This window comes from Pseudochrobactrum mosebachae (genome assembly GCF_048914685.1).
Classification (GTDB): Bacteria; Pseudomonadota; Alphaproteobacteria; order Rhizobiales; family Rhizobiaceae; genus Pseudochrobactrum.
This window is the reverse complement of sequence record NZ_CP128408.1, coordinates 727658-750266: the sequence shown is the minus strand read 5'-3', so window position 1 is coordinate 750266 and position 22609 is coordinate 727658. Positions and strand designations below refer to the sequence as shown.

Here is a 22609-nt window from a genome sequence, read left to right as displayed (position 1 = left end):
AATAAACAATGGTTTTGACGCTCAGCCTGCCTTTTGCTAGATCATGTGCAACTGTTTTTTGGAGAGAGCACATGACCAATCCGGTTCTGGTTGAAGTGATACGCGGACGTGAAGTTGAAAGCCGCCATAGCGGTGCTATGGCGCTGTTTGACGGTGATGGCAAAAGCGTTCTGGCGATTGGCGATGTAACGCGCCGTACCTATCCGCGCTCGGCAATCAAGGCTATTCAGGCGTTGCCATTTGTTGAAAGCGGCGCTGCCGATGCCTACGGTTTTGGTAATGAAGAGCTGGCAATGTCTTGCGCCTCGCATGCCGGTGAGCCGGAACATGTGGCACGAGCCAGCACGATGCTCGCAGCTGCCGGTCTGTCTTGTGAGGATCTGGAATGTGGCGCCCATTGGCCATCAGATCAGCAGGTTCTGATTGATCTGGCACGCAGCGGACAGGAGCCAACAGCGCTCAACAATAATTGCTCCGGCAAACATGCCGGTTTTCTCTGCACTTGTGCGCATATGGGCCTTAAGACCAAAGGCTATGTGCAGGCCGGATCGCAAATCCAGACCATTGTGCGCCAAACCATGCAGGATGTTACCGGCGCTGTGCATAGTACTGATGACTGCGGTACGGATGGTTGTTCAATCCCGACTTATGCAATTGGCGTTGATGCGATGGCGCTTGGGTTCGCCCGCATGGCCACCGGTACCGGTATGGCGCCTGAGCGTGCTAAAGCTGCGAAACGCCTGATGGATGCCTGCATGGCGGCGCCTTTCTATGTTGCCGGCAACCGTCGCGCCTGCACCAGCCTTATGGAGCTGGCGCCGGGGCGGATTTTTGTTAAGACCGGCGCAGAAGGTGTGTTTTGTGGTGCGGTACCGGAGCTTGGCTTGGGCTTTGCGATGAAATGTGACGATGGTACATCGCGCGCGGCTGAAATTATGGTGACACAATTGCTGGCACAATTATTTGCCAAAGATGCGCAATTATCAGCTGCGTTAACGGAAAAAGCCACGCGCCGTATGAGTAACTGGAATGGTATTGATTTTGGTTATATTGCGCCATCAGCCCATTATGTTGAAAGCTTAAAGTCTATTGTTTCTTAAGTATAATAGACTGAATTGTGCCTTTGTAGTCGAATTATAAATAAAAAAGCTGCCGATTTTAAGGATCGGCAGCTTTTTTGATTTATTACATTTAAATATTTTTCCGATAAGCTTTAATTGTCGTTTGCAGACTTGTTTTTCCGATTCAGAGTTACTAGCCTGATGTGATGAGCAGAGCGTTTACAAAAGAACTGGATGATATGCCCGTTGATCTGGGCGAGCGTCCTGTGAGCACACATCGTAACCTTGTTACCGCAAATGGCATGAAGCTGATTGAGGCTGAGCTGGCGCGTTTGCAGGACGAGCTTGGTCTGACAACGGCAGCAGGTGATAAATCTTTGCTGGCGCAGGTCTCGCGGGAATTACGCTACTGGACATCACGGCGTGAAACGGCAGAGCTGAGCATTGCTGACAACAACAGCGATGTTGTGCGTTTTGGTATGCGCGTCACTGTTGAAAATGAAGATGGCCGTCAGCAGATCTGGGGTCTGGTGGGCGAGGATGAGGCCGAGCCTTCCAAGGGCACAATCTCACATATTTCGCCTATGGCCGTTGGTTTGTTTGGTAAGGGCAATCTGGTCACCATCAATGGCCGTGAGCTGGAGATTATCAGCTTCAAAGCCATTGACGAGAACGTGTGAAACTCTGTTTTAGAGCCAGCCTTTTTTGCGGAAAAAATACAGCGGTATCAGAGCTGAAATTACCATAACAACCAAAGCCAGCGGATAACCCCATTTTTCGGTTAATTCCGGCATGAAGCTGAAATTCATACCATAGATTGAAGCGATCAGTGTGGGCGGCATAAAGCCAACTGCTGCCACTGAAAAGATTTTGATAATCGCATTTTGTTCAACCGAAATCAGCCCGACAATGGTATCAAGCAGGAAATTGATCTTATTGCTGAGAAAATCCACGTAGTTTTCAAGGGATTGCGTATCACGCTCAAGCGTTTTGAGCCATGAGCGGGTATCTTTGGCCTGGGTTTTTGCCGAGCTGTTGGCCGTGATATAAACCAGCAAACGCCGGATGCCGGCAAGGCTTTCGCGCATTCTTGATAGAAAAGTTCCGTGCGAGCCGATTTCATTGAGAATCTCACGAAAACTCTGGTTCGACATCGGGCGCATATTGGTTTCACGGCGATAGATACGATGCGATGCTGTATCTATTTTTTCACTGACGCCTTCAATGAAGTCTGCCAACCGGTTGGTATTGGCTTCAATAATCCCCAGCAGAATACACAGGCTGTTGGTGCGGCTGTTAACCAGCCCGTTGCCGCTTTTAGCTGTGCGCGCCACATAGATCGCAAAAGGTTTTGGCTCGGCATAGCGTACGCTGATGAGTAGCTTGTCCGTCATAATAAAAGTAACAGGGCTGACAATGCGGTGATTACCGTCACTCAGATGCAGAAAAGGTGCTGTCAGATATTGCGCACCGTTCTCACTGTAAAACCGGCTCGATTCCTCAATCTCGCGCATATCCTCCCGCGTAGGTATCGGAATATTGACCCATGCTTCAACGCGCGTTTCTTCTTCAGGCGTGGGATTGAGCATATCAATCCACAGGGCGTTTTGCGGCAATGTGTCGGCGGACACCGGTAATGTCAATGTGTCGGCGGTCACCGGTAATGTAATGCCCGCTCTATCTGCGGCCTCTGGCGTATCAGAGATGTCACTGATGCCGGTAGCAATACTGGTGCTTATTGTCAGGTCAGGATTGGTCGGGATCAGGAGATCGCCCTTGCGGTAATATACAGTCAGCATTTTTGTTCAGCACATCCCTGTAAATTCAAAACTCTCCACAACGGAGCGGTAGTATAGGCGCATATATGTAAACAACACATGTCGTTTGGTTTTGTTTCCAGGATTACATGGCGCAGAACACATTCCGTATTTCGGCTTTATGACGAAGTCGTGTATCAGAGCTGTATGGAGATTTTTGAATGCGCTTGATATATCAATCATAACTTGTGATGAATATGCGTTATTCAGTAAAGAGCGGGAACGAGTATTTCATGTCTGGTATGAGTGAGCCATTGCTGGCTGATGGTTATTTGAACGCGAGTGCTGAAGCCGGCGCCCAGCCCAATTCTGCTGCTGGTGTCGTCAAATCTCAACGCGATTATGGTATGAGCCCGATTTACCGGTTGCTGGCCGGCATTTGTCTGGTTTTTATCGCGCTTAATTTGCGCTCTCTGTTTTCCAGCTTTTCCGCATTGCTGCCGGAGATATTATCGGCAACCGGTATGAGCAGCTTTACAGCGGGATTGCTGACGACATTGCCGGTTTTTTGTCTTGGATTTTTTGCACCGATTGCACCTAAACTTGGTGAACGTATCGGCATGGAACGCACATTGCTGCTGGCAGTTTTGCTCCTGGCTCTTGGTTTGTTTTTGCGTGGGGTGGGGCCTATTACGCTGATGTTTGCCGGTACCACGCTGGCCGGCGCCTGTATTGCAACCTGTAATGTGCTGTTGCCCGGAATTGTTAAACGGGATTTTCCGGACAAAGCCGCTTTGCTGACTGGTTTTTATACAATGGCACTCAGCGGCGGTGCGGCGATTGCTGCTGCGGTAACTCTGCCCGCCTATACGGCGCTTGGTAACTCATGGCAGCAGGCGCTGGCGCTGTGGGCGCTGCCGGCTCTTGTGGTCGGGCTTTTATGGGGTGTGCTGACATGGCGTCTCAAACATAAGCGCGCTGCTAATAAAGGCAAAGTAACAGGCCTGTGGCGCGATAAAGTTGCGTGGCAGCTTACCTTTTTCATGGGGTTGCAATCAGCATTGGCCTTTACCGTTTTTGGCTGGCTTTCGCCAATTTTACGTGAGCGCGGGCTGGATGGTATCACTGCTGGTGCTGTGGTGTCAGTGTCGATCGGCACGCAGCTGATTGCCTGTTTGCTGGTGCCGACAATTGCCATGCGCTGTCGCAGCCAGAGTGTTTTGAATGTGGTGCTGATTGCCTGTGCTACCGTTGCCATGCTGGCTATGCTGTTTATGCCGCTATGGTCGGTGTGGTATTGGGCAATTTTGCAGGGAATCGGGCTGGGCGGATTGATCGCTGCGGCTATGACACAGATTGTACTGCGTTCTCCCAATCCGCGTATTGCCTCGCATTTGTCCGGAATGGTGCAGTTTATCGGCTATATGATCGCCTCTATCGTGCCGCTGCTGATCGGTATTATCCATGACTTAACCGGCACCTATACCGCCAGCGCATTGCTGTTTGTGTTTATCGGGCTTGCCGCCGCATGGAATGGCTGGGGGGCTGGGCGCGCAGTTTATGTGCAGGCTGACAGCGAATAATCATCCCAATTGATGCGCATTAAAAAACCCCGCAATCTGATGGCGGGGTTTTTTGTGTGTCAGCGGTAGGCAGTACGGATCAGATGAACTGACCAAGACCCGGAATAGAGTTGACCACATCATCAACGGTCTGCGCGCCGGCTTTTTCTTTTGCAAAAGCAATGGTTTCTTTGGCTACGCCACTGATTTCGCCCATACCCAGACCGGCACTCATCAGCTTGGAACCAAGACCCATAACGCCGCCCATCATATTGGACAGGAAGCCACCTTTGTCGGCAGCGGCAATCAGCGCCTGCGCACCCGGAATACCGGCAATCAATGCGCCGACTTTGTCCTGCGGGCCTTCTTTTTCAAGAAAAGCGAGGATCAGGCCAATAGCTTTTTCTGCAGTTGCGCTATCAACACCAACATTATTGGTAATACGTGTAATCAGCTCTTCCATAATCTTCTCCCAAATATTGACGTTTACGTAATAAGCATCCTGACGTTACGAAATCAAGCCTGCTGTTGCGAATGCTGTAACATAAAATGCGCAGAGATTTGCGTGGAAAGATTGTTCTGACACGCATTGGCGCCTATAGATTTAAAGTTATAATGCTGTTTGGTCTGGATATGCGGCCAATGATTTGTGGATCCGGTAATTTGTTGGTCCAGTAATTTGTGGATGAGGAGTTTTTCTATGCCTGCAGAAGGAAGCATCTTTCTTGGTGCCAGCCGCAAGCCGGATGACAGCTATCAGCAGCCGGAAGAACTGGCGCTGAAATATGCCAATCGTCACGGGCTGGTGACGGGTGCGACCGGTACGGGTAAAACAGTGAGCCTGCAGGTAATGGCCGAGGCATTTTCAGCCGCTGGCGTGCCGGTTTTCTGTGCGGATATTAAAGGCGATTTATCCGGTATTGCGGCCATTGGCAACAAAAGCGATTTCGCTGAAAAGCGTGCTGAAGAAGTGCATCTCACCCCTTATGATATGCAGGCAACGCCGGTGATTTTCTGGGATATTTTCGGGCAGCAGGGACATCCTATCCGCGCTACGATTTCAGAAATGGGCCCGCTGCTGTTATCACGCTTGATGAACCTGACGGATGCACAGGAAGGTGTGCTGAATATTGCCTTCCGTGTTGCTGATGAAGATGGTTTGTTGCTGCTGGATATGAAAGATTTGCAGGCTCTGCTCACGCATGTGGCCGAGCGCTCCTCCGAGCTTTCCATTCAATATGGCAATGTTAACAAGACATCTGTGGGTGCTATCCAGCGCTCGCTGCTGGTGTTGGAACAGCAGGGCGGCACATTCTTTTTCGGCGAGCCGGCGCTTAATATTTCAGACCTGATGCGCACCACCACAGATGGCCGTGGGGTTGTGGGCGTGCTGGCCGCCGATAAGCTGATGATGAACCCGCGGCTCTATTCTACTTTTCTGTTATGGCTGATGTCTGAGCTGTTTGAGCAATTGCCGGAAATCGGTGATCCGGAAAAACCGCGTCTGGTCTTCTTTTTTGATGAGGCGCATTTGCTGTTTGATGAAGCACCAAAAGCTTTGCTAGATCGGATTCAGCAGGTTGTGCGTCTGATCCGCTCTAAAGGTGTCGGCGTTTATTTTGTAACCCAGAACCCGCTTGATGTGCCGGAAGTGGTGCTGGCGCAGCTTGGTAACCGTGTGCAGCACGCTCTGCGTGCCTATACGCCGCGTGAGACAACTGCGGTTAAAACTGCTGCTGATACATTCCGTCCCAATCCGGAATTTGATACCTTCAAAGCGATTACAATGTTATCGACCGGTGAGGCGCTGGTTTCTACTCTGCAAAGCAAGGGTATACCCTCCATTGTGCAGCGCACTTTAATGCGTCCGCCAGCATCGCGCATCGGGCCGCTTACGGCTGAAGAACGTGCTAAGCTGATTGCTACCAGCCCGGTAGCTGGCCAGTATGATCTGGTGGTGGATCGTGAATCCGCTTTTGAAGTTTTGCAAAAGCGCGCTGAGCAGAAAGTTGCCTCTGTTGAGCAGCAGAAAGAACAGGCGCAGCAAGGTGGCGGCAGCTGGACAGATTATCTGACAACCACATTGGGCGGTGGCAAGCGCGGCAGCCGTCAGACGGTGACTGAAACGGCGGTTAAAAGCGTGGTTCGTACCGTCAGTAACTCCCTTGGCCGAGCCATCGTACGCGGAATTCTTGGCGGTTTTAAACGCTAAAATAAATTTAAACACAAAAAGCCGGGCTGCTGAACAGTCCGGCTTTTTTGAGTATCAAAGATCAGATTACCAAAATCGGTGCTTTGGTGGGCACACGGTCATAAAGATCGATCACATCCTGATTGAGCATACGCACACAACCGGAAGAAACGGCTTTACCAATCGACCACCATTCCGGATTACCATGAATGCGATACAGCGTGTCTACGCCGTCTTTAAAAATATAATGTGCGCGGGCACCAAGCGGATTGTTAAGACCCGGCCCCATACCACCATTACGGACACTGTATTTTTCAAGCTCCGGCTGACGGGCAATCATATCATCCGGCGGAGTCCATTTAGGCCATTTGCGTTTCCACTGAATGACCGCACGACCCGACCATGAAAATCCTGCACGACCAATGCCGACGCCGTAGCGCATGGCCTGACCATCCTGTAAAACCAGATACAGAAAGCGGTTTGCAGTGTCGACAATAACTGTTCCCGGCATTTCTCCGGTCGGATCCTGTACCAGCTGACGGTAAAATTTAGGATCGATTTTTTGAAATGGTACAGCTGGAATCAGATAGCCTTCATCCTCAACAGCCGCATACATGCTGGCATAAGGGCTAAGGCTGCTATTGTTTACGGAAGGCGCTACCGGCGCCTGATTGCCACCCAAATCAATCACCGGAATATTGCGGGTGACTTGAGTACAACCAGCCAGACCTGCAGCAGCTGTCACCGATAGGGCCGACATAAATGTACGGCGGGAGAACGTGTTTTCCATATTTAAACCAGTCTTTTCAGAACTTCTTAAAAAACTATGAGCGTGGGGCCCGATCCGAAAAGTTGGGTCAGGCAAAATTTGTCTTTACCACATGATCTGCAATCGGGAGTGAGTACAGATATTGCGGGTATGCTTGGCCGCATGGCCGGAAAGCTTAATCTGCCTGTTATGGAATTCATTTTGAGAGAGGCGCAGACGGATCGGGCAGAGCATTCCTGCATAAAGCTGATGAAAAACTGCCATAATATGGCTAATAACTTATGAATTTTTAAGAAAGCTCAAATACTTATCGCTATGTTGCACGAATACAACGAATAGCGTTATGTTATTACTGGTTGTAAAATGCAATATATCTAGCGTGTTTTAGTGTGGCGGTCTGCCTGATGTAGAAATCTGCAGGTATAAGATCACAACGAAAATATTGGCGCTATGGGGCTAAAGCCTTGTGGATTAAGCCATTTTGTGCGGCACATGAGCGCTAGTTCTAACCTGATTAGCAATAAATATTTAAATTTTGCGTGAATTAGCCAAGAACTTCCGCTCCACTCATTGCCCGTATGGGCATGTCGGCCTATGTAGTAAATGCATGAAGAATTTGGGTGGCGGAAACTTGAGGCCGCCCACACCAAGAGGAGAAACACCATGGCTTTTGAATTGCCTGCTCTGCCTTATGATTATGATGCACTTACCCCATATATGTCGCGTGAAACCCTTGAGTTTCACCACGATAAGCATCATCAGGCCTATGTAACCAACGGCAATAAATTGCTTGAAGGTTCCGGTCTGGAAGGCAAAAGCCTCGAAGAAATCGTTAAAGAAAGCTTCGGCAAGAATCAGGCATTGTTTAACAATGCCGGCCAGCATTACAACCATCTCCATTTCTGGAAATGGATGAAAAAAGACGGTGGCGGCAAAAAGCTGCCAGCTAAGCTGGAAGCAGCTATTAATGCGGATCTGGGCGGTTACGACAAGTTCCGCGAAGATTTCATTGCTGCAGGTGCCGGCCAGTTCGGTTCAGGCTGGGCATGGTTGTCGGTTAACAACGGCAAGCTGGAAATTTCAAAGACAGCAAATGGCGAAAGCCCGCTGGTACATGGCGCGTCACCAATTCTCGGCGTCGACGTATGGGAGCATTCCTATTACATCGATTACCGTAATGCGCGTCCGAAATATCTTGAAGCGTTTGTCGACAGCATGATCAACTGGGATTATGTGCTCGAGCTTTTCGAAAAAGCTTAATATAAGTAGTTTAGAAAAGCCTCCTTCGGGAGGCTTTTTTATTGTTACAAAAAATTAATATGATGTTTTGTCGTTTTTATAGAAATTCTAAAGCAGCACACTATAATCATTCTAAAAGCGTCGCTGTGCTATGATTTCCCGATCATACAGTGTCATCGGTTAAGTTAATTTTTAAAACGGTTGAGGATTTTTGAATATGCGCAAATCACTGGCGGTATTTTCTGCTCTTTTTATGCTGACAACTGCAGCATCGGCGACACCAATTGAAGACCGTCAGGCTTTGATGAAGGATATCGGCCGTTCAATGGGTGTGTTGGGGCCGGTTATGAAAGGCGATAAGCCATTCGATGTTGCCGCCGTACAAGCTGCTCTTGACCAGCTCAAAGCTGATGCCATTAAAATGGATGCCGATACTTTATATCCTGCGGGATCTGAAAGTGGTGATACTGCAGCTTCGCCAAAAATCTGGGAAGATCCGGCTGGTTTCAAAGCGGATATTGAAAAGTTTCGCGTTGCAACCGCTGCAGCCGCTGATGCAAAACCGCAAGATGTTGATGCTTTGACTGCAAGTATGAAGGATGTCGGCGCAAGCTGTGGTACCTGCCATCAGGCTTTCCGTATCAAAAAATAAAATGTGATAAGCCTGCGCATGGTAAAAAATGCGCAGGCTATGATCAGATTCTCGTTGGTATGTTTTATAGAGTGCATGCCGCTTTGCAGGCTTGGATAAGGTTTTAATATGAAGCGCAAGCTGATATCTGCAATCGCACTCAGTGCAGTGGTTGGTGCCGGTATAGTCTGGTTTTTAACCGGCCCTGTGCATGTAGACCGCACTGCTCTGCAAAAGCTGGCTCCGGGCGATATCAAAAATGGTGAGCAGGTTTTTTATGCCGGCGGGTGTGCATCCTGTCATGCGGCGCCCAATGCGACCGGTGACGCGAAACTGGTGCTGTCTGGTGGCCATGAGCTGAAAACAGATTTCGGTACTTTTATTGCACCTAATATCTCTCCCTCGCAGGCAGGCCTGAAAGATTGGACGCTGGCGGAATTTGCCGATGCCATGCTTGAAGGTGTGGGGCGCGAAGGCGAGCATCTTTACCCTTCTTTTCCTTACACATCTTATGCACGAATGAAGATGCAGGATGTGGCTGATCTTTATGCCTTTATGAAGACCTTGCCGGCTTCGGATGAGGCATCAAAACCGCATGATTTAAGCTTTCCGTTCAATGTCCGTCGCGGGCTCGGCCTGTGGAAAATGCTCTATCTGGATAATGCACCGGTCGTGGCACTGAATGAACCGGATGTGCAGCTTAAACGCGGACAATATTTAGTTGAGGCTATGGGGCATTGCGGCGAATGCCATACACCGCGCACGATGCTCGGTGGGCTAGATAAATCGCAATGGCTTGCCGGTGCTTTGTCCGCCGAGGTTGATAGCCGCGGCCAGCGCGGTATTGTGCCCAATATTACTGATGGTGAAGGCGGTATTTCAAGCTGGAGTGCCAGTGATATCGCCTATGGTCTGGAGAGCGGCTTCACCCCTGATTTTGATTCAATGGGTGGCGCAATGACTGATGTTATTGCCAATACCAGTAAATTGGAACCCGCTGACCGTGAGGCAATTGCAGCCTATCTGAAGGCAATTCCTGCGCATAAAAACGGCTATGTTTCGAAGTAACTGAATACGAAAAAGGCACCGGGCGTCCGGTGCCTTTTATTATGCTTGCCTAGTTTAAACTATTCCCATTTCATTTCGCCTTTGATCACTTTAGCGCCGAGCTCAAGGCTTGATGCGCCGCCAAGATCCGGATAGCGCTTGGTCATAGCCGCTATCAGTTCGGCACTGTCTTTGGCCTTTGCCTGTTCTTCTTCAAATGCCAGCAGGTAATCCTTGGTGAAGGTGACTGCTGAAAGATCAGTTTTTGATCCCGCAGACATATGGGCAGGTACAACAATTTCCGGCTGGCGGGCTGCAATTGCATCCAGTGTTTTAACCCAGGCCGCACGCTGCTCGGCTGTTGGTGTATCGGCCAGCCAGACGTGCTCACCGGCAGTGACCAGCACGCCACCAAAGACAGCTTTTAATGATGGGACCCAGAGATAGCGACGGTTCGGCATGTTTTCTGCCGCAATAATTTCAATTGTCTTGCCTTCAAGATCAAGCGTCTGCGCATCAGAGGCTTCAGGTATCACCACATCTGAGAGTTGCTGCGGACCGTTTTCTTTCAATTGCGGGCCCCAAACCTGCAATTTGCTTTCCACATTGCCTTTAATCGCGGCAACTGTTTCCGGTGCGGCTAAAACTTTAACATCAGGAAAGGCTTCTTTAACTGGTGCGAGGCCGAAATAATAATCCGGATCGCTTTGACTGATATAGATCGTGGTGAGGGTTTTACCGCTTTCTTTAATCTTTTCTGCAAGTGCTTTACCGTCAGAAAGCGTAAAGCCGCCATCAAGCAAAATTGCCTCTTTTTCGCCGGTAAGTAACACGGGTGTACGCAAAAAGCCGGTTTCATCAGCCTGGAAAAATTCCCATTTCAGGGGTTTGTCTTCTTGTGCTTGCGCAGAGTGAGCCGATAATGCCGTTGTAGCAAGAGTTGCTACAAACGCAGACTTGACCAGAAATTGCGTTGCTGATTTGAAAAATGACATTGGTATTTCCTTATACGAGGGGAGTGGAAATAAGAAAGCGAACAAAGATATTTCTTGTTCAGAAAGTAAGCGACAAACTGAAGCTGACAAGAAGGTATGTATAAATCCGCTAGTTACCTCTGTGTAACCCGTACTAGGCAAGGCTTTGAAATTATATGGTTTTTTAAGTTTTTTAGAGGTGAATTTAGTTGCGTTTCAAAAGAGTGAACACAGTGTCACTGACAGGGTTTTGAAAATAAAAATTGCTTAGCGCTTAACACATTTGGCCGCACGGGGCAGGCCGACAGTGTAGAGGCTCTGCATTGTATAGAGCCAGCCTTTGCACTCTTCAATTGAGCGGAAGCAGCGATAACGGCTGATGACTTCAGGACTGTCATGGCTGATGAAAACGCTTTCACCCAAACCTTGAAATATACCGACAATAACACCGCTGCCGTGTGGCGGCGTGTTGCAGCGCTGGCCAGCATATTCACTGACATCTTTGCGCACTGCAGCCTCTGCGGGCACCAAAGCTGAGAGAAGGCCGGTGCCGAAGCAGAGGGCATAAAGTAATAGATGTGCTGAGTTCCGGAAGTTGCAAAACATGAGCTAACCTTTCCTCAAGCTGATTTGGTTGTTCATTCAAGTCCATGATCAAGTTCAGGGCGAAAGCTTAGCACAATTTGCGCATTTGCTTCCGCCCCGATTGTTTCAAGCTTACTCTTCTGTTTTATCCGACAACGTTAAACCTGTGGTCTTCAGTGCAAAAGCATAGATAAACGCAACTTCTTCCAATTGCGAGAACCGGCCGGAAACCCCGCCATGGCCCGCTTCCATATTAATTTTCAGCAAGACCGGATTATTGCTGGTTGTATGGGCGCGCAATCTGGCCACCCATTTTGCAGCTTCCCAATAGGTTACACGGGGATCGGTCAGGCCTGCTGTTGCCAATATGGGCGGATAAGGTTTCGCCCCCACATTGTCATAAGGCGAATAGCCGGCAATGATACGGTAATCATCCTCCGACGCAATTGGGTTTCCCCATTCCGGCCATTCCGGTGGTGTCAGTGGCAGGCTGTCATCCAGCATTGTATTGAGTACATCCACAAATGGCACATCGGCAATAATGCCGCCAAAGGCTTCGGGTGCTATATTGGCAATAGCGCCCATCAGCATGCCGCCGGCTGAGCCGCCATGGGCGATAATCTTGTCATGACTGGTGAATTTCTCTGCCACCAGATGCTTTGCTGCCGCAATAAAATCTGTAAATGTGTTGGATTTCTGGGCGCGTTTTCCGGTTTCATACCACACAAAACCTTTGTCTTTGCCACCACGAATATGTGCAATAGCATAGACAAACCCGCGGTCAACCAGAGAGAGCCGCGAGGTAGAAAAGCTCGCAGGCATACTGCTGCCATAAGCACCGTAACCATAGAGCAGGCAGGGCGCAGATCCGTCAAGCGGGGTATCTTTATGGGCAAGAATGGAGACCGGAACCAATTCGCCATCCGGTGCTGGTGCCAGCAGCCGGCGGGTCACGTAATCTTCAATCATATGGCCTGACGGCACTTGCTGGGTTTTAAGCAGGTTACGCGCGCGGCTGGCCATATTATAATCATAGAGCTGGCTTGGCGTTGTCATGGATGAGTAGGAAAAACGGATAGTGTCCGTGTCATATTCAGCGCTGCCCTGAAGCCCCAGTGAATAGGCTTCTTCATCAAATGCAATCGCGTGCTCTTCACCACTCACGCGATCGCGCACAATAATGCGCGGCAGGCCGTTATTTCTCTCAAGCCAGACCAGATGGTTTTTATAGGCTGCAATATCGAGAATGATAGTGCCGGCTTTTTCTGTAACTACATCTGTCCAGTTTTCACGCTGCGGCGCATGCACTGGCGCAGACATGATTTTGAAATCTTTGGCACCATCAAGATTGGTCAGAATGTAAAAGACATCACCGCCTTCAGTGAGACTGTACTCAATGCCGGTTTCACGCTTTGCCACCAATTGTGGCCCGGCATGGGGATTATTTGCTGGTATCAGCCAAACCTCTGATGTTTCATGGTCCTGAATATTGATAAATACATAATCATTGAGCGCACTGCCGGAGACATTCATAAAGAAGCCGGCGTCTTTTTCCTCATAGATCAGTCTGTCCTGATCCTGTGTTGTCCCTGTTTGATGATAGAACAGTTTGGCAGGGCGGTGATTATCATCCATCAGCACATAAAATATGCCCTTGCTCTCAGCATCCCACACTGTTCCGCCAGCCGTTGCAGTTAAAATATCCGGCATATCTGCAAGTGATGTCAGATCACGGATTTTAATATCGTAGAACTCGGAGCCTTTGGTATCAGCAGACCAGGCCAGCAGGCTGTGGTTTGGGGAGTAATCAAGGCCACCCAAACTGAAATAAGGCAGAGATGCTGCAAGACTGTCACCATCGATCAGAATGGTTTTTTCGCCGCCATCCCGCAGCGTTCTGAAATATTGCGGGTGCTGGCCGCCGGTTACATAAGAAACGCCATAAGCATAGGCACCGTCTTTAACCGGAACACTGGAGTCGTCTTCTTTAATGCGCGCCTTCATTTCATCAAATAACTGCTGCTGCAGCATTTTGGTGTCATCCATCAAGGCAGCCTGATAACTGTTTTCAGCCTCAAGATGGGAGCGAATTTTAGCATCGAGTAGGGACGGATCTCGCAAAACATCCTGCCAGTTGGCAGCCCGCAGCCAGTGATATTCATCTTGGCGCTCAATGCCGTGTCTGGTGTCGCTATAGGCTTCAGTTGCAGCAGCAGGGGCTTGCAGATCGGCGAAGGGATGTTTCGTCATGCTGGTTCCAGTATATACTATTATAATAAAGTAGGGTCGCGAGGCAGAGTGTTGATCTGTATTACGATGGGGTTTCTGTAAAGAACAGTGCGGTACCATTCATACAATAACGCAACCCTGTTGGCTGGGGGCCATCCGCAAACACATGGCCGAGATGGGCGTCGCAATCGGCGCAGCGGATTTCAGACCGCACCATGCCATAGGAAATATCTTCAAATACATTGACAGCATCTGCTACTGCTGGCTGTGTAAAGCTTGGCCAACCTGTGCCGGAATTAAATTTATCCTGGCTGCGATAGAGTAAACGGTCACAACAGATGCAATGATAAGTGCCTTTTACACCACTGTCGAAATCCGGGCTGGAAAATGCACGCTCGGTTCCATGTTGGCGGGTGATTTTATATTGCTCTGGGGTTAGTTGTTCCCGCCATTCCGCATCAGTTTTGTGTATTTTGAGAGGGGGACGCTTTGATGAAGTGTCAGACATGGGGCAGCTCCGATAGCTTCGAGGAATTTCGACAATATATGGGGATGTTATATGGTTTTTTAAAGGATAACATATACTTGTATATTATCTTCAATGCTCGCTTTATGGCTTATCAGGCATTAAGAAGGCACATAAAACGCATTTATGCTTATTGATCACGGTTAGTTTTTAAAAAAACTGTATAAAATAAACAAAAATCTAAATTGCCAGAAAAATGACTTAATATAGAGATAAATGATTTTTCGATAGAATATAAAATGTCTGGTAAATTGTTCCCTGTTATCGTTTTGATTGTTTATTACTCTCTGTCCGTATCAACCGACAAGCATTTGATAGTTTTGTGAATTTGCTTGTCATTTGGTTCAGTAAGGTGGATTTATCTATGCAAATAATCTGAATTATATATTTCTGATTGATTGCGCCTTGAAAAACAGAGTGAGCAACTTTAATGATCTTATAAACTTGAGGAGTCTTTATTCTCATATGACGATTGTTAATGGTTGAATATTTAATCAAAAAATACAGCATCACTTAGCATAATCTGTAAAATAAATTGACATTTTGTGTTTTTTATCGATATGAGAAGATAATAGCGGGTGGCAAGTTAAGTTTAAATTGGATGATTGGTGGATGGATACACTTCTGATATATTTAGAAAAGTTCCATTCAGTGATTTTATAGATAAAGGAAGTATAATGGAACATCCAGAGACTGTAGTTTCTGCTGACGAATTGCTGCTAAGTCTTACAGCTGATGTTGTTGCCGCCTATGTTAGCAATAATTCTATTCGAGCAGGCGAAGTTCCGGCGTTGATTGCTGATGTTCATGCTGCGTTTTCCCGCTCAGGTGTACGTGAAGAAGTGGTTGCGGTTGTAGAAAAACCAAAGCCTGCAATCAGCCCTAAGAAGTCAGTAAGTGATGATTACATCATCTGTCTTGAAGATGGTAAGAAGTTTAAGTCACTGAAGCGTCATTTGATGACCCATTATGGTCTTACTCCTGAGCAGTATCGTGAAAAGTGGGATCTCGATCCTAGTTATCCTATGGTTGCACCTAACTATGCTGCAGCCCGCTCTGAGCTTGCTAAAAAAATGGGTCTCGGACGTAAGCGTAAAGCTGCATCAGCGTAAAGATCAAAAATTAATCTATTGAAGCAGTGGCAGTTTTTGCCGCTGCTTTTTATTGAAATTATACAATTTTCATTAAAGTATAAGAATTTCTGAAGTTTATACGTTAATCATATCAAGTACTTGCTTAAGAGCAATATGACGATTGAGGTCATAGCTCCAGTGTTGTCGCAAGCCTTTTAATCTTTCTCGCTCTATAAGACGATGAAGCCTGATTGCAGCAATGTTTTTTTGAATGCCGCCCTCATTTAATAGTGTGTGTAAATCTATGCCACAGATCAATTGTAATGCGATTTGTTGTGCAGCTATACGATAAGCTTCTGATTTTTTGCGAAGAAATAGGTGTTTTTCTTTTTCTACTGAAGCTGACATGTTGTTACCCCATTTTTCTGGCGGTAGCATAATGTTTTAAAGTAGAACGGGGATAAGCTGAATCTATTGATGTTTGAATGTAGATATAGCTATTTTAAAGTATTTTTTAGTATATTTATATGAATTATAAATATGTCAATGATTGCAGTTATTTAAATTAATGAACTTTTTATTTTGAAGCTTGTTGTTTTTTAGTGACTTCTGAAAACAAAGTATTTTTCGCTAAACTTATCCCCGTTCACGATTTCTATATTATCAATACGTCATCTTCGGAGGGCGTATATTGAATATTTTTCCTGATATTTTGTCCGAATATTCGGAGTCACTGGCAGTATTGCACCACTTGTCGGCATCTTGCCGCCTGTCATCCTTGGCAGCCCATATGCTGTATAACCCCAACAATACCAGTAAATTAGTAGGTCAGGCATATGATGATGCTGTCTTTAAAGCTTGTAGATGTAGCCAGTCTCACCGTGTACAACAAACCATATTACCAAGACCGTTGCGTCCAAGTTGTAATATAAGGAAGCAGAACAGGGTGCAGGAGAGACAAAACCGCGCCTGGCTGATAGGTGAAGCATTATTGCTTCTTGTATCAACATTTTTTCACGTGTCGATTGATGAATTACGTGGCGAAAGGCGCGGTAGCAGGCAAGTCGCCCGCATCCGGCAATTGGGCATGTATATCGCCCATACTATGTTTGGTCTGACGATGGCAGAAGTTGCTCATGCCTTTTCCCGTGAGCGCACAACGGTAAAACACGCGTGTCATTTAATCGAGGATTTACGTGATGACGCCGGTTTTGACAGTAGCGTCAGTTCTTTCGAGTATTTAATCAAAACAATCTACCCTTTTGCGGGAGTGCATGGTGATGACTAAAGCACAGTTTGCGATTTCCATAGCAGATCAACGTAAATTATTAAAAACTTTGACATATCTCACTAAGTCTCCCGCTATAAAAGAGCATTCTTCTGCACAAAATTCTTGCTTGCTGAGAAGTGCTGAGTGGGGAGCAATTCACATTGACTATGATCTGTTACAAAAAATACTTAAAGCTGGTGCTGCTGAGTTAAAGGCCGACAAGGTATTGATTACAGCTGCAGGCCGTGAGTTGTTAACGCATCTCAAAGCCATGCTGGCCAATGCTGCATGTAAAACTCCGCAAACACATAATCCAATATTACAAACGGCTTTAATAAGTGGGCAGCCGCATGCGGTATTCGTCAATATTACTGAATCGCCACTTTCTATGCTTTACCGGCTTAATAAACAGAGTGGAAAACGGTTTTTAAGTGATCAGGAATTCGAGGCTGGAGAGCGCTTACGTGCAGATTTTACGCGCGGCAATCTGTTGCCGAATATTACGGCCTGCTGGGATGCGGTCAGTATAAAACATACACGCGGTCAGCGTGGCGGTTCTGGCGAGATCAGTGATTATGCAATGGATAGCAGGGCGCGGGTCGATAAAGCATTAAAAGCCGTAGGGCCTGAGCTCTCAGGCCTGTTGTTGGATATATGTTGCTTTCTCAAGGGTTTGGAGTTGGTAGAGCGTGAGCGGTCATGGCCTGCACGCTCTGCAAAAATGATGCTCAAAACTGCGCTGAGCATATTACATCGACATTATGTATCAGGGCGCAAATCCGGGCAAAATCATTCATCTGGCCAACATCCTGATAAATATCATTGGGGCGATACGGATTATCGCCCCTCGCTTTAAAGGTTGCTGATCTTAGAGCCGTTTCGGGAAAAGCGGAAACCGGTTTTCCGTCCAAAACTGCGTTTAAACAAACAGATAGAGCGGTTTTCCTGCTTCAATAAAAATGAAAACTCTAGAGCATTTCACTATCAAGTTGAATCAACTTGATAGATATGACAATGCGAAATTCTAAAATCTAGAGCGAGCGCTGCGATCCAATCTGAACGTTACCCGCTCTAGAGCATTTCACTATCAAGTTGAATCAACTTAATAGATATGACAATGCGAAATTCTAAAATCTAGAGCGAGCGCTGCGATTCAATCTGAGGGTTACCCGCTCTAGTAAGAATAATGCAGCTTTTAACCTGCATTATTCAACGCAAGCTGAGCATCATGGCGAACGCGCTGCACCATAGATCGCAAACCATTGGAACGCTGCGGGGTAAGATGTTCGTTAAGCCCCAGCTCTCGCAACACCGCTTCGGCATCGATTTTCAAAATCGAGGAGGCTGTTTCTCCCGAATAAAGCGCCAGCAAAATTGCCACCAGACCGCGCACAATATGGGCATCGGAATCGCCAACAAACTCGATCACCGGATCAGCACCACTGCCAATTGTGGTTTTCAGCCAGACCTGACTGACACAACCCGGAACTTTATGCTCGGCATCACGTGCATCTTCAGGGTAGGGCTGTAGATCACGTGCCAGTTCAATCACGTAGCGGTAGCGGTCTTCCCAGTCGTCAAGAAACTCAAAGTCCGCTGCAATCGCACTGATCTTTGAATTTGTCATAAGTCTCTCCGCTTCATAGATAATTCTTTGAGCGGCTTATAGACCATTTCAATAGCTGTTGAAAAGCTGAAGCGTAATTTTAGCACATCTCTATGCAGCCGTTTAAAGCATTTCGTAGTCCAATGGAATCATAGGACGGCCACGATAATGCGTAAAAGCAATAACTTAGAGCGGATTACATGATCCAATTTAAACGTAAACCGCTCTAGCGCGGACGCTGTGCCGGTATTGGAATTTTATAATTACTTTCAAGCATTTGCGGTGAGGTTTTGGTGATAGCTGGATTAGCCAGACCTTCAATTGCCGTTTGCGCGCGGGTAAGCGCTTGTTCGCCGGCCTGTTGTGCAGCTGTTTTTCCGGCCGTGCATAAAGCAGGATTGCGCTCGCAAAATGTGCTGATTTCCTGCAAGGTTTTTCCGGCCTGAACCCATTGCTCAATCAAATCAGGCGATGCTTTGTTCAGCGCAGCTGTGCTGGTATTGCTCTGGATTGGAGCTGTTGGCGGTGCACTGGGCGGCGTTGTTTGCTTGCCGGTTAGACCCGGCATCAGCAGAAAAACACCGCCGAGCCAGAAAGCACATTTAAGCAGAAATCTCATAATCTGTTTTCCTGCCTTGTCGACCCGTTTCCATCCGGTTGATGCTGTGATCTTTCAGATATAACCAATTCTGTGGTTATAATCAGATATCAGAATGACTGTTTGATCTTTATGAAGTGTGAATACATGTTTCACGCTTCATACCACAGCTTGAGCATGGAGCATATTTCTGAAGATTCTGATAAAATAGGTTTTAAGAATTCCTTACAGTTTTAAAACTTGGAAATACTCCGTTTACCATAGCAGGAAAAGCTCTCTGTTTTTGCATGAAAAACGCCTCGGATTGGCATTGTGCGGCTGCGTTTTATCTATTCCTTAAAGTCTGAACGCCCATTCTGTAACCGTTCGATGACCGTTCATCTGTGAATTCAGATCAAATGGTTGAATGAGTGATTGTGTCAGAGTGAGTACGCTGCGTGTACGGCATTTATGCGAAAACAATGAAAATGATCAAAGGCGGCTTGTTTCAGCCAGCCATGAATCATGCCCTGTTTGCGCAGGGTGATGTGAAAGCGCATCATTCTGATGAGCAGAGTGCGGCTTTAACGCAGAATAAGGCTGCTTCCCGTTTGCGCACAGCATTGCTGTTGTTTCCGTTATTTCTCTCTATGGCTTTTTACAGCGTTTTACCGTCGGCATCATTCGATGCGATGCTGTTTACCGCGCTGTCATTCGCCGGCCTGTCTTTAATCCTGCTTGCAGCGCAGGCTTTCGGCGTTCAAGATAAACTGACCAACATGCTGGCACTGAGTTTCTATAGTGTGGCGCTGGCTTTCACCACATTTTACGCCGGTGCCAATAATGCCGTTGTTTGGGCAATGGTGCTGGCACTGCCGCTTGAAATCTGGCTGGTAACCGGTGCCCGCAAAGCTGTTATGGCTGGTGCGGTGCTGGCTTGCGGCATGGTTGCTGTAGCGCTGCTCAAAGGTTTGAGCGCAGACACTGTGCTGCCTGCAGGCCTCTCCACAGTATTTCTGTTTACTTATGTGGGCGCTTTATTGCTGCGGGCTATGCGGGCTTCAATCCGTACAGAGAGCACTGCTCAGTTGCGCACAGAGGGAAATACTGCAGATAAAGATCTGGAAACAGCGCTTGATGCATTGGTAATCCGCCTTGATAAAGACGGCAATATCTGCAGCCTGTCTGATCGCTCCATCCAGCAATTCGGCGTTGACCGTGCGGTTTTGAACGGTACTTTGCTGCTTGATCGTGTGCATGTGGCAGATCGCGTTCAGTATCTGGCGTTTTTAAATGGCTTGAAAAACGGCTCGCCGGCGATGCGCCTGAGCGGTAAAACTGAAATCCGTTTGCGTTGTGTTGATACTTGCGCAGCCGACACTGGCGATATGGCCAGAATTTATTTTGCTGCTTTTGAGATGGAAGGCCAGACGCGCGATAGTTCTGAAGGTGAAAGCTTTTTGCTGATTGCCCGTAATATGGCGACGACACAGGAAACGCAAAACCGTTTTCTGGAGCAGACAGCAACGATTGAAAATCTTGAAGTCTCCCGCAGCCGTATGCTCGGCACGGTGAGCCATGAGTTACGCACCCCTCTTAATTCAATTATTGGCTTTTCAGACCTCTTGCTGCATGACGTGGCAGGGCCGTTGCAGAGTGACAAGCAACGCGAATATATTGATCTGATCCGCAAATCCGGCAACCATTTGCTGGAGGTTGTTAATAGTATTTTGGAAGCCTCACGGCTTGAGGCAGGCCATTATCCGGTCGTGCATGAGCGCTTTTCGGTGCGTGACAGCGTAACCATGTGCAATGCTATGTTGATGCCGATTGCAGATAAAAAAGGCGTTATATTGTGCGATCGTATTCATCCTTCGGTGGAGGATATGATCGGGGATCGCCGCGCAATTCAACAGATTCTGATTAATCTGGTGTCCAATGCCGTCAAATTTACTGATCGCGGTGGTTGCGTGACGATTGAAGTGATGCCGGAAGCGGTGAAGCGCGGTTATGCCGGTGCAACGCCGCGATTGATCATCTCGGTTTCTGATACCGGTATTGGCCTTGATGCCGGTGAGATCAAACGGTTGTGCCAGCCATTCACACAGATCAATAATGTGCAGACCCGCATGCAGGAAGGCTCCGGCCTTGGCCTTTATCTGGTTAAGGGGCTTGTCAGCCTGCATGAAGGTGAAATGGATATTCGCAGCCGTAAAGGGCAGGGCACCACCGTTTCAGTGCATCTGCCACAAACGCAGGCACAGCTTGCTCATGTTGTGGATAACACTGGATTTGCCGCAGATCAGGCATCATCTGCCGCTATACTTAAACCGCAGCAACCATCAACCGATGTTAGCAGCGCACTCGAACAGGTGAAAACAGCAATAATCAATTTGCAGGCCCAACAGGCAGAAAGTAGTTATGACGGGAAGACAGAACCGCAGCGCCACGCAACGCAAGGGAAGTTCCATGCGCAAAAACGCAAAACGGCGTAGTTTCGGCAGACGTTTTTTTGATGCGTGCCTCACTGGCGTGTCGCGCATGGCGCTGGCTGTCGGCGATATGATTGCGCGCAATCCGGTTGTGGCCGGTGGCGCAACTGCATTTCTCGTAACACTCGGTTTTGTAGCCAGCAATGCGATCTGGTATCAGCCGCAGGCGCATGACAATGTGTTTTTTAAAACCCGCCCCGAGCAGGTTTTTCGTGCGACGGTTAAAGATACAGATACAAGAAACCGGCTGACCGGTGCCGCTAATCATGCTGCAACTGCAGAGCTTGCAGCGATCCGCAATGTAACAAATACGCAGCCTTCGACCACAGCTGAAACACAGCCTGTTATTGCAACTTTGCCCAATACCACGGTTGATGGCGGAGATCTTCCGGCTTTGGCGCCGAATGGCGACAAAGATGTTGCGATCCTACAATATAATCTGAAACAGCTCGGTTTTTACGATGGTGGTGTGGACGGATTAACAGGGCCCCAAACCCGTAAAGCGCTGGAGCAGTGGCAGAGTGTGCAGGCCAAATTAGCGCCAGCCAGTGCAACGCCAGCTCTGACCTCAGCTTCTGCGCCGCTGCCTGTTGCCTCAAATGTATCGGCATCGCAGACTGCATCGATTATACCGGCCAACAGACCTACCAATATATCTGATAATACTGCACAGCGCGCTGTACCGGTTGTAGAAAAAGCTCCGCCGCCGATTATGGTCAGAGCACCTGAAAAACCTGCGGAAGCGCCGGTTCGTAAAACTGCATTGGCGCAGCCTTCACCCAAACAGCCCGCCGCCGGACAGGCCGTGAGCGCTGAGGAGCTGGTGCGTATACAGGCCGGTCTCAAAGCCTTCGGCAATGATATGGTGGTTGTGGATGGTGTGCCGGACAAATCGACTGAGGATGCGATTCGCGAATTTCAGAAACTGTTTCGTCTGAATGTCAGCGGTAAGCCTGATCCTGAATTGATTGGCAAAATGCGTGAAATTGGTCTGATCGGTTGATACTAACTGGCATAACA

The 22609-nt window shown here is 48.0% G+C and carries 22 protein-coding genes; 12 read left to right on the top strand and 10 right to left on the bottom strand.

What is annotated here, in order from left to right:
• Nucleotides 1–71 precede the first annotated feature (71 nt).
• Nucleotides 72–1100, top strand: a complete 1029-nt coding sequence (locus MP213Fo_RS03540) for an asparaginase (protein ID WP_421090298.1) — start codon at nt 72–74, stop codon at nt 1098–1100.
• A gap of 167 nt (nt 1101–1267) precedes the next feature.
• Nucleotides 1268–1741, top strand: a complete 474-nt coding sequence (locus MP213Fo_RS03535; RefSeq protein ID WP_421090297.1) for a GreA/GreB family elongation factor — start codon at nt 1268–1270, stop codon at nt 1739–1741.
• Between the two features lie 9 nt (nt 1742–1750).
• On the opposite strand, the gene corA is transcribed toward MP213Fo_RS03535, so the two are convergent.
• Entirely contained in the window at nt 1751–2860 is a 1110-nt protein-coding gene (gene corA, locus MP213Fo_RS03530) for a magnesium/cobalt transporter CorA (RefSeq protein WP_421090296.1), read from the bottom strand.
• Nucleotides 2861–3120: 260 nt separating this feature from the next.
• On the opposite strand from corA, the gene MP213Fo_RS03525 reads away from it, so the two are divergent.
• Complete coding sequence (locus MP213Fo_RS03525; RefSeq protein WP_421090999.1) at nt 3121–4401, top strand: CynX/NimT family MFS transporter; 1281 nt, start codon at nt 3121–3123, stop codon at nt 4399–4401.
• Between the two features lie 79 nt (nt 4402–4480).
• Here the strand turns inward: MP213Fo_RS03525 and MP213Fo_RS03520 are convergent, their stop codons facing one another.
• Entirely contained in the window at nt 4481–4843 is a 363-nt protein-coding gene (locus MP213Fo_RS03520; protein WP_421090295.1) for a DUF2267 domain-containing protein, read from the bottom strand.
• A 222-nt stretch (nt 4844–5065) separates the two neighbouring features.
• Between MP213Fo_RS03520 and MP213Fo_RS03515 the strand changes: the two genes are divergently transcribed.
• Nucleotides 5066–6592 carry a helicase HerA-like C-terminal domain-containing protein gene (locus MP213Fo_RS03515; protein ID WP_421090294.1) on the top strand — a complete coding sequence of 509 codons (1527 nt, stop codon included), beginning with the start codon at nt 5066–5068 and terminating at the stop codon, nt 6590–6592.
• Nucleotides 6593–6653: 61 nt separating this feature from the next.
• Here the strand turns inward: MP213Fo_RS03515 and MP213Fo_RS03510 are convergent, their stop codons facing one another.
• A complete protein-coding gene (locus MP213Fo_RS03510; protein WP_421090293.1) occupies nt 6654–7361 on the bottom strand; it encodes a L,D-transpeptidase in 708 nt (235 codons plus the stop codon).
• A gap of 642 nt (nt 7362–8003) precedes the next feature.
• Between MP213Fo_RS03510 and MP213Fo_RS03505 the strand changes: the two genes are divergently transcribed.
• The 3 genes from MP213Fo_RS03505 to MP213Fo_RS03495 all read left to right on the top strand — a co-directional run bounded on the left by MP213Fo_RS03505 (nt 8004) and on the right by MP213Fo_RS03495 (nt 10278).
• Nucleotides 8004–8600 (top strand): superoxide dismutase, encoded by a 597-nt coding sequence (locus tag MP213Fo_RS03505; protein ID WP_421090292.1) that lies wholly within the window; start codon nt 8004–8006, stop codon nt 8598–8600.
• A 196-nt stretch (nt 8601–8796) separates the two neighbouring features.
• A complete protein-coding gene (locus MP213Fo_RS03500) occupies nt 8797–9231 on the top strand; it encodes a c-type cytochrome (RefSeq protein WP_421090291.1) in 435 nt (144 codons plus the stop codon).
• Between the two features lie 108 nt (nt 9232–9339).
• On the top strand, nt 9340–10278 hold the full coding sequence (locus MP213Fo_RS03495) for a c-type cytochrome (protein ID WP_421090290.1): 939 nt from the start codon (nt 9340–9342) through the stop codon (nt 10276–10278).
• A gap of 59 nt (nt 10279–10337) precedes the next feature.
• On the opposite strand, the gene MP213Fo_RS03490 is transcribed toward MP213Fo_RS03495, so the two are convergent.
• The 4 genes from MP213Fo_RS03490 to msrB all read right to left on the bottom strand — a co-directional run bounded on the left by MP213Fo_RS03490 (nt 10338) and on the right by msrB (nt 14553).
• Nucleotides 10338–11252 (bottom strand): MBL fold metallo-hydrolase, encoded by a 915-nt coding sequence (locus tag MP213Fo_RS03490; protein ID WP_421090289.1) that lies wholly within the window; start codon nt 11250–11252, stop codon nt 10338–10340.
• A 246-nt stretch (nt 11253–11498) separates the two neighbouring features.
• The gene (locus tag MP213Fo_RS03485) at nt 11499–11837 is read right to left on the bottom strand and encodes a metallophosphoesterase (protein ID WP_421090288.1); all 339 of its coding nucleotides are present in this window, start codon (nt 11835–11837) and stop codon (nt 11499–11501) included.
• Nucleotides 11838–11948: 111 nt separating this feature from the next.
• The gene (locus MP213Fo_RS03480) at nt 11949–14066 is read right to left on the bottom strand and encodes a S9 family peptidase (RefSeq protein WP_421090287.1); all 2118 of its coding nucleotides are present in this window, start codon (nt 14064–14066) and stop codon (nt 11949–11951) included.
• Between the two features lie 61 nt (nt 14067–14127).
• A complete protein-coding gene (gene msrB / locus MP213Fo_RS03475) occupies nt 14128–14553 on the bottom strand; it encodes a peptide-methionine (R)-S-oxide reductase MsrB (protein ID WP_421090286.1) in 426 nt (141 codons plus the stop codon).
• A 695-nt stretch (nt 14554–15248) separates the two neighbouring features.
• Here msrB and MP213Fo_RS03470 point away from each other — a divergent pair.
• The gene (locus MP213Fo_RS03470; protein ID WP_421090285.1) at nt 15249–15683 is read left to right on the top strand and encodes a MucR family transcriptional regulator; all 435 of its coding nucleotides are present in this window, start codon (nt 15249–15251) and stop codon (nt 15681–15683) included.
• 96 nt (nt 15684–15779) lie between these two features.
• Here MP213Fo_RS03470 and MP213Fo_RS03465 read toward each other — a convergent pair whose 3' ends face one another.
• Nucleotides 15780–16052: a cytoplasmic protein gene (locus MP213Fo_RS03465; protein ID WP_421090284.1), complete on the bottom strand. Its 273-nt coding sequence runs from the start codon at nt 16050–16052 to the stop codon at nt 15780–15782.
• 283 nt (nt 16053–16335) lie between these two features.
• Here MP213Fo_RS03465 and MP213Fo_RS03460 point away from each other — a divergent pair, with 283 nt between their 5' ends.
• Complete coding sequence (locus MP213Fo_RS03460; RefSeq protein ID WP_421090283.1) at nt 16336–16932, top strand: helix-turn-helix domain-containing protein; 597 nt, start codon at nt 16336–16338, stop codon at nt 16930–16932.
• Nucleotides 16919–17770, top strand: coding sequence for a DUF6456 domain-containing protein (locus MP213Fo_RS03455; protein WP_421090282.1), 852 nt, complete (start codon nt 16919–16921; stop codon nt 17768–17770). Before MP213Fo_RS03460 ends, MP213Fo_RS03455 begins: the two co-directional genes overlap by 14 nt.
• Before the next feature lie 339 nt (nt 17771–18109).
• On the opposite strand, the gene MP213Fo_RS03450 is transcribed toward MP213Fo_RS03455, so the two are convergent.
• Nucleotides 18110–18541 (bottom strand): SufE family protein, encoded by a 432-nt coding sequence (locus tag MP213Fo_RS03450; protein ID WP_421090281.1) that lies wholly within the window; start codon nt 18539–18541, stop codon nt 18110–18112.
• Between the two features lie 205 nt (nt 18542–18746).
• Nucleotides 18747–19139 (bottom strand): DUF5330 domain-containing protein, encoded by a 393-nt coding sequence (locus MP213Fo_RS03445; RefSeq protein WP_421090280.1) that lies wholly within the window; start codon nt 19137–19139, stop codon nt 18747–18749.
• Nucleotides 19140–19579: 440 nt separating this feature from the next.
• Here MP213Fo_RS03445 and MP213Fo_RS03440 point away from each other — a divergent pair, with 440 nt between their 5' ends.
• Nucleotides 19580–21592 (top strand): ATP-binding protein, encoded by a 2013-nt coding sequence (locus MP213Fo_RS03440; protein ID WP_421090279.1) that lies wholly within the window; start codon nt 19580–19582, stop codon nt 21590–21592.
• Complete coding sequence (locus MP213Fo_RS03435; RefSeq protein WP_421090278.1) at nt 21567–22592, top strand: peptidoglycan-binding protein; 1026 nt, start codon at nt 21567–21569, stop codon at nt 22590–22592. Before MP213Fo_RS03440 ends, MP213Fo_RS03435 begins: the two co-directional genes overlap by 26 nt.
• Nucleotides 22593–22609: the final 17 nt, after the last annotated feature.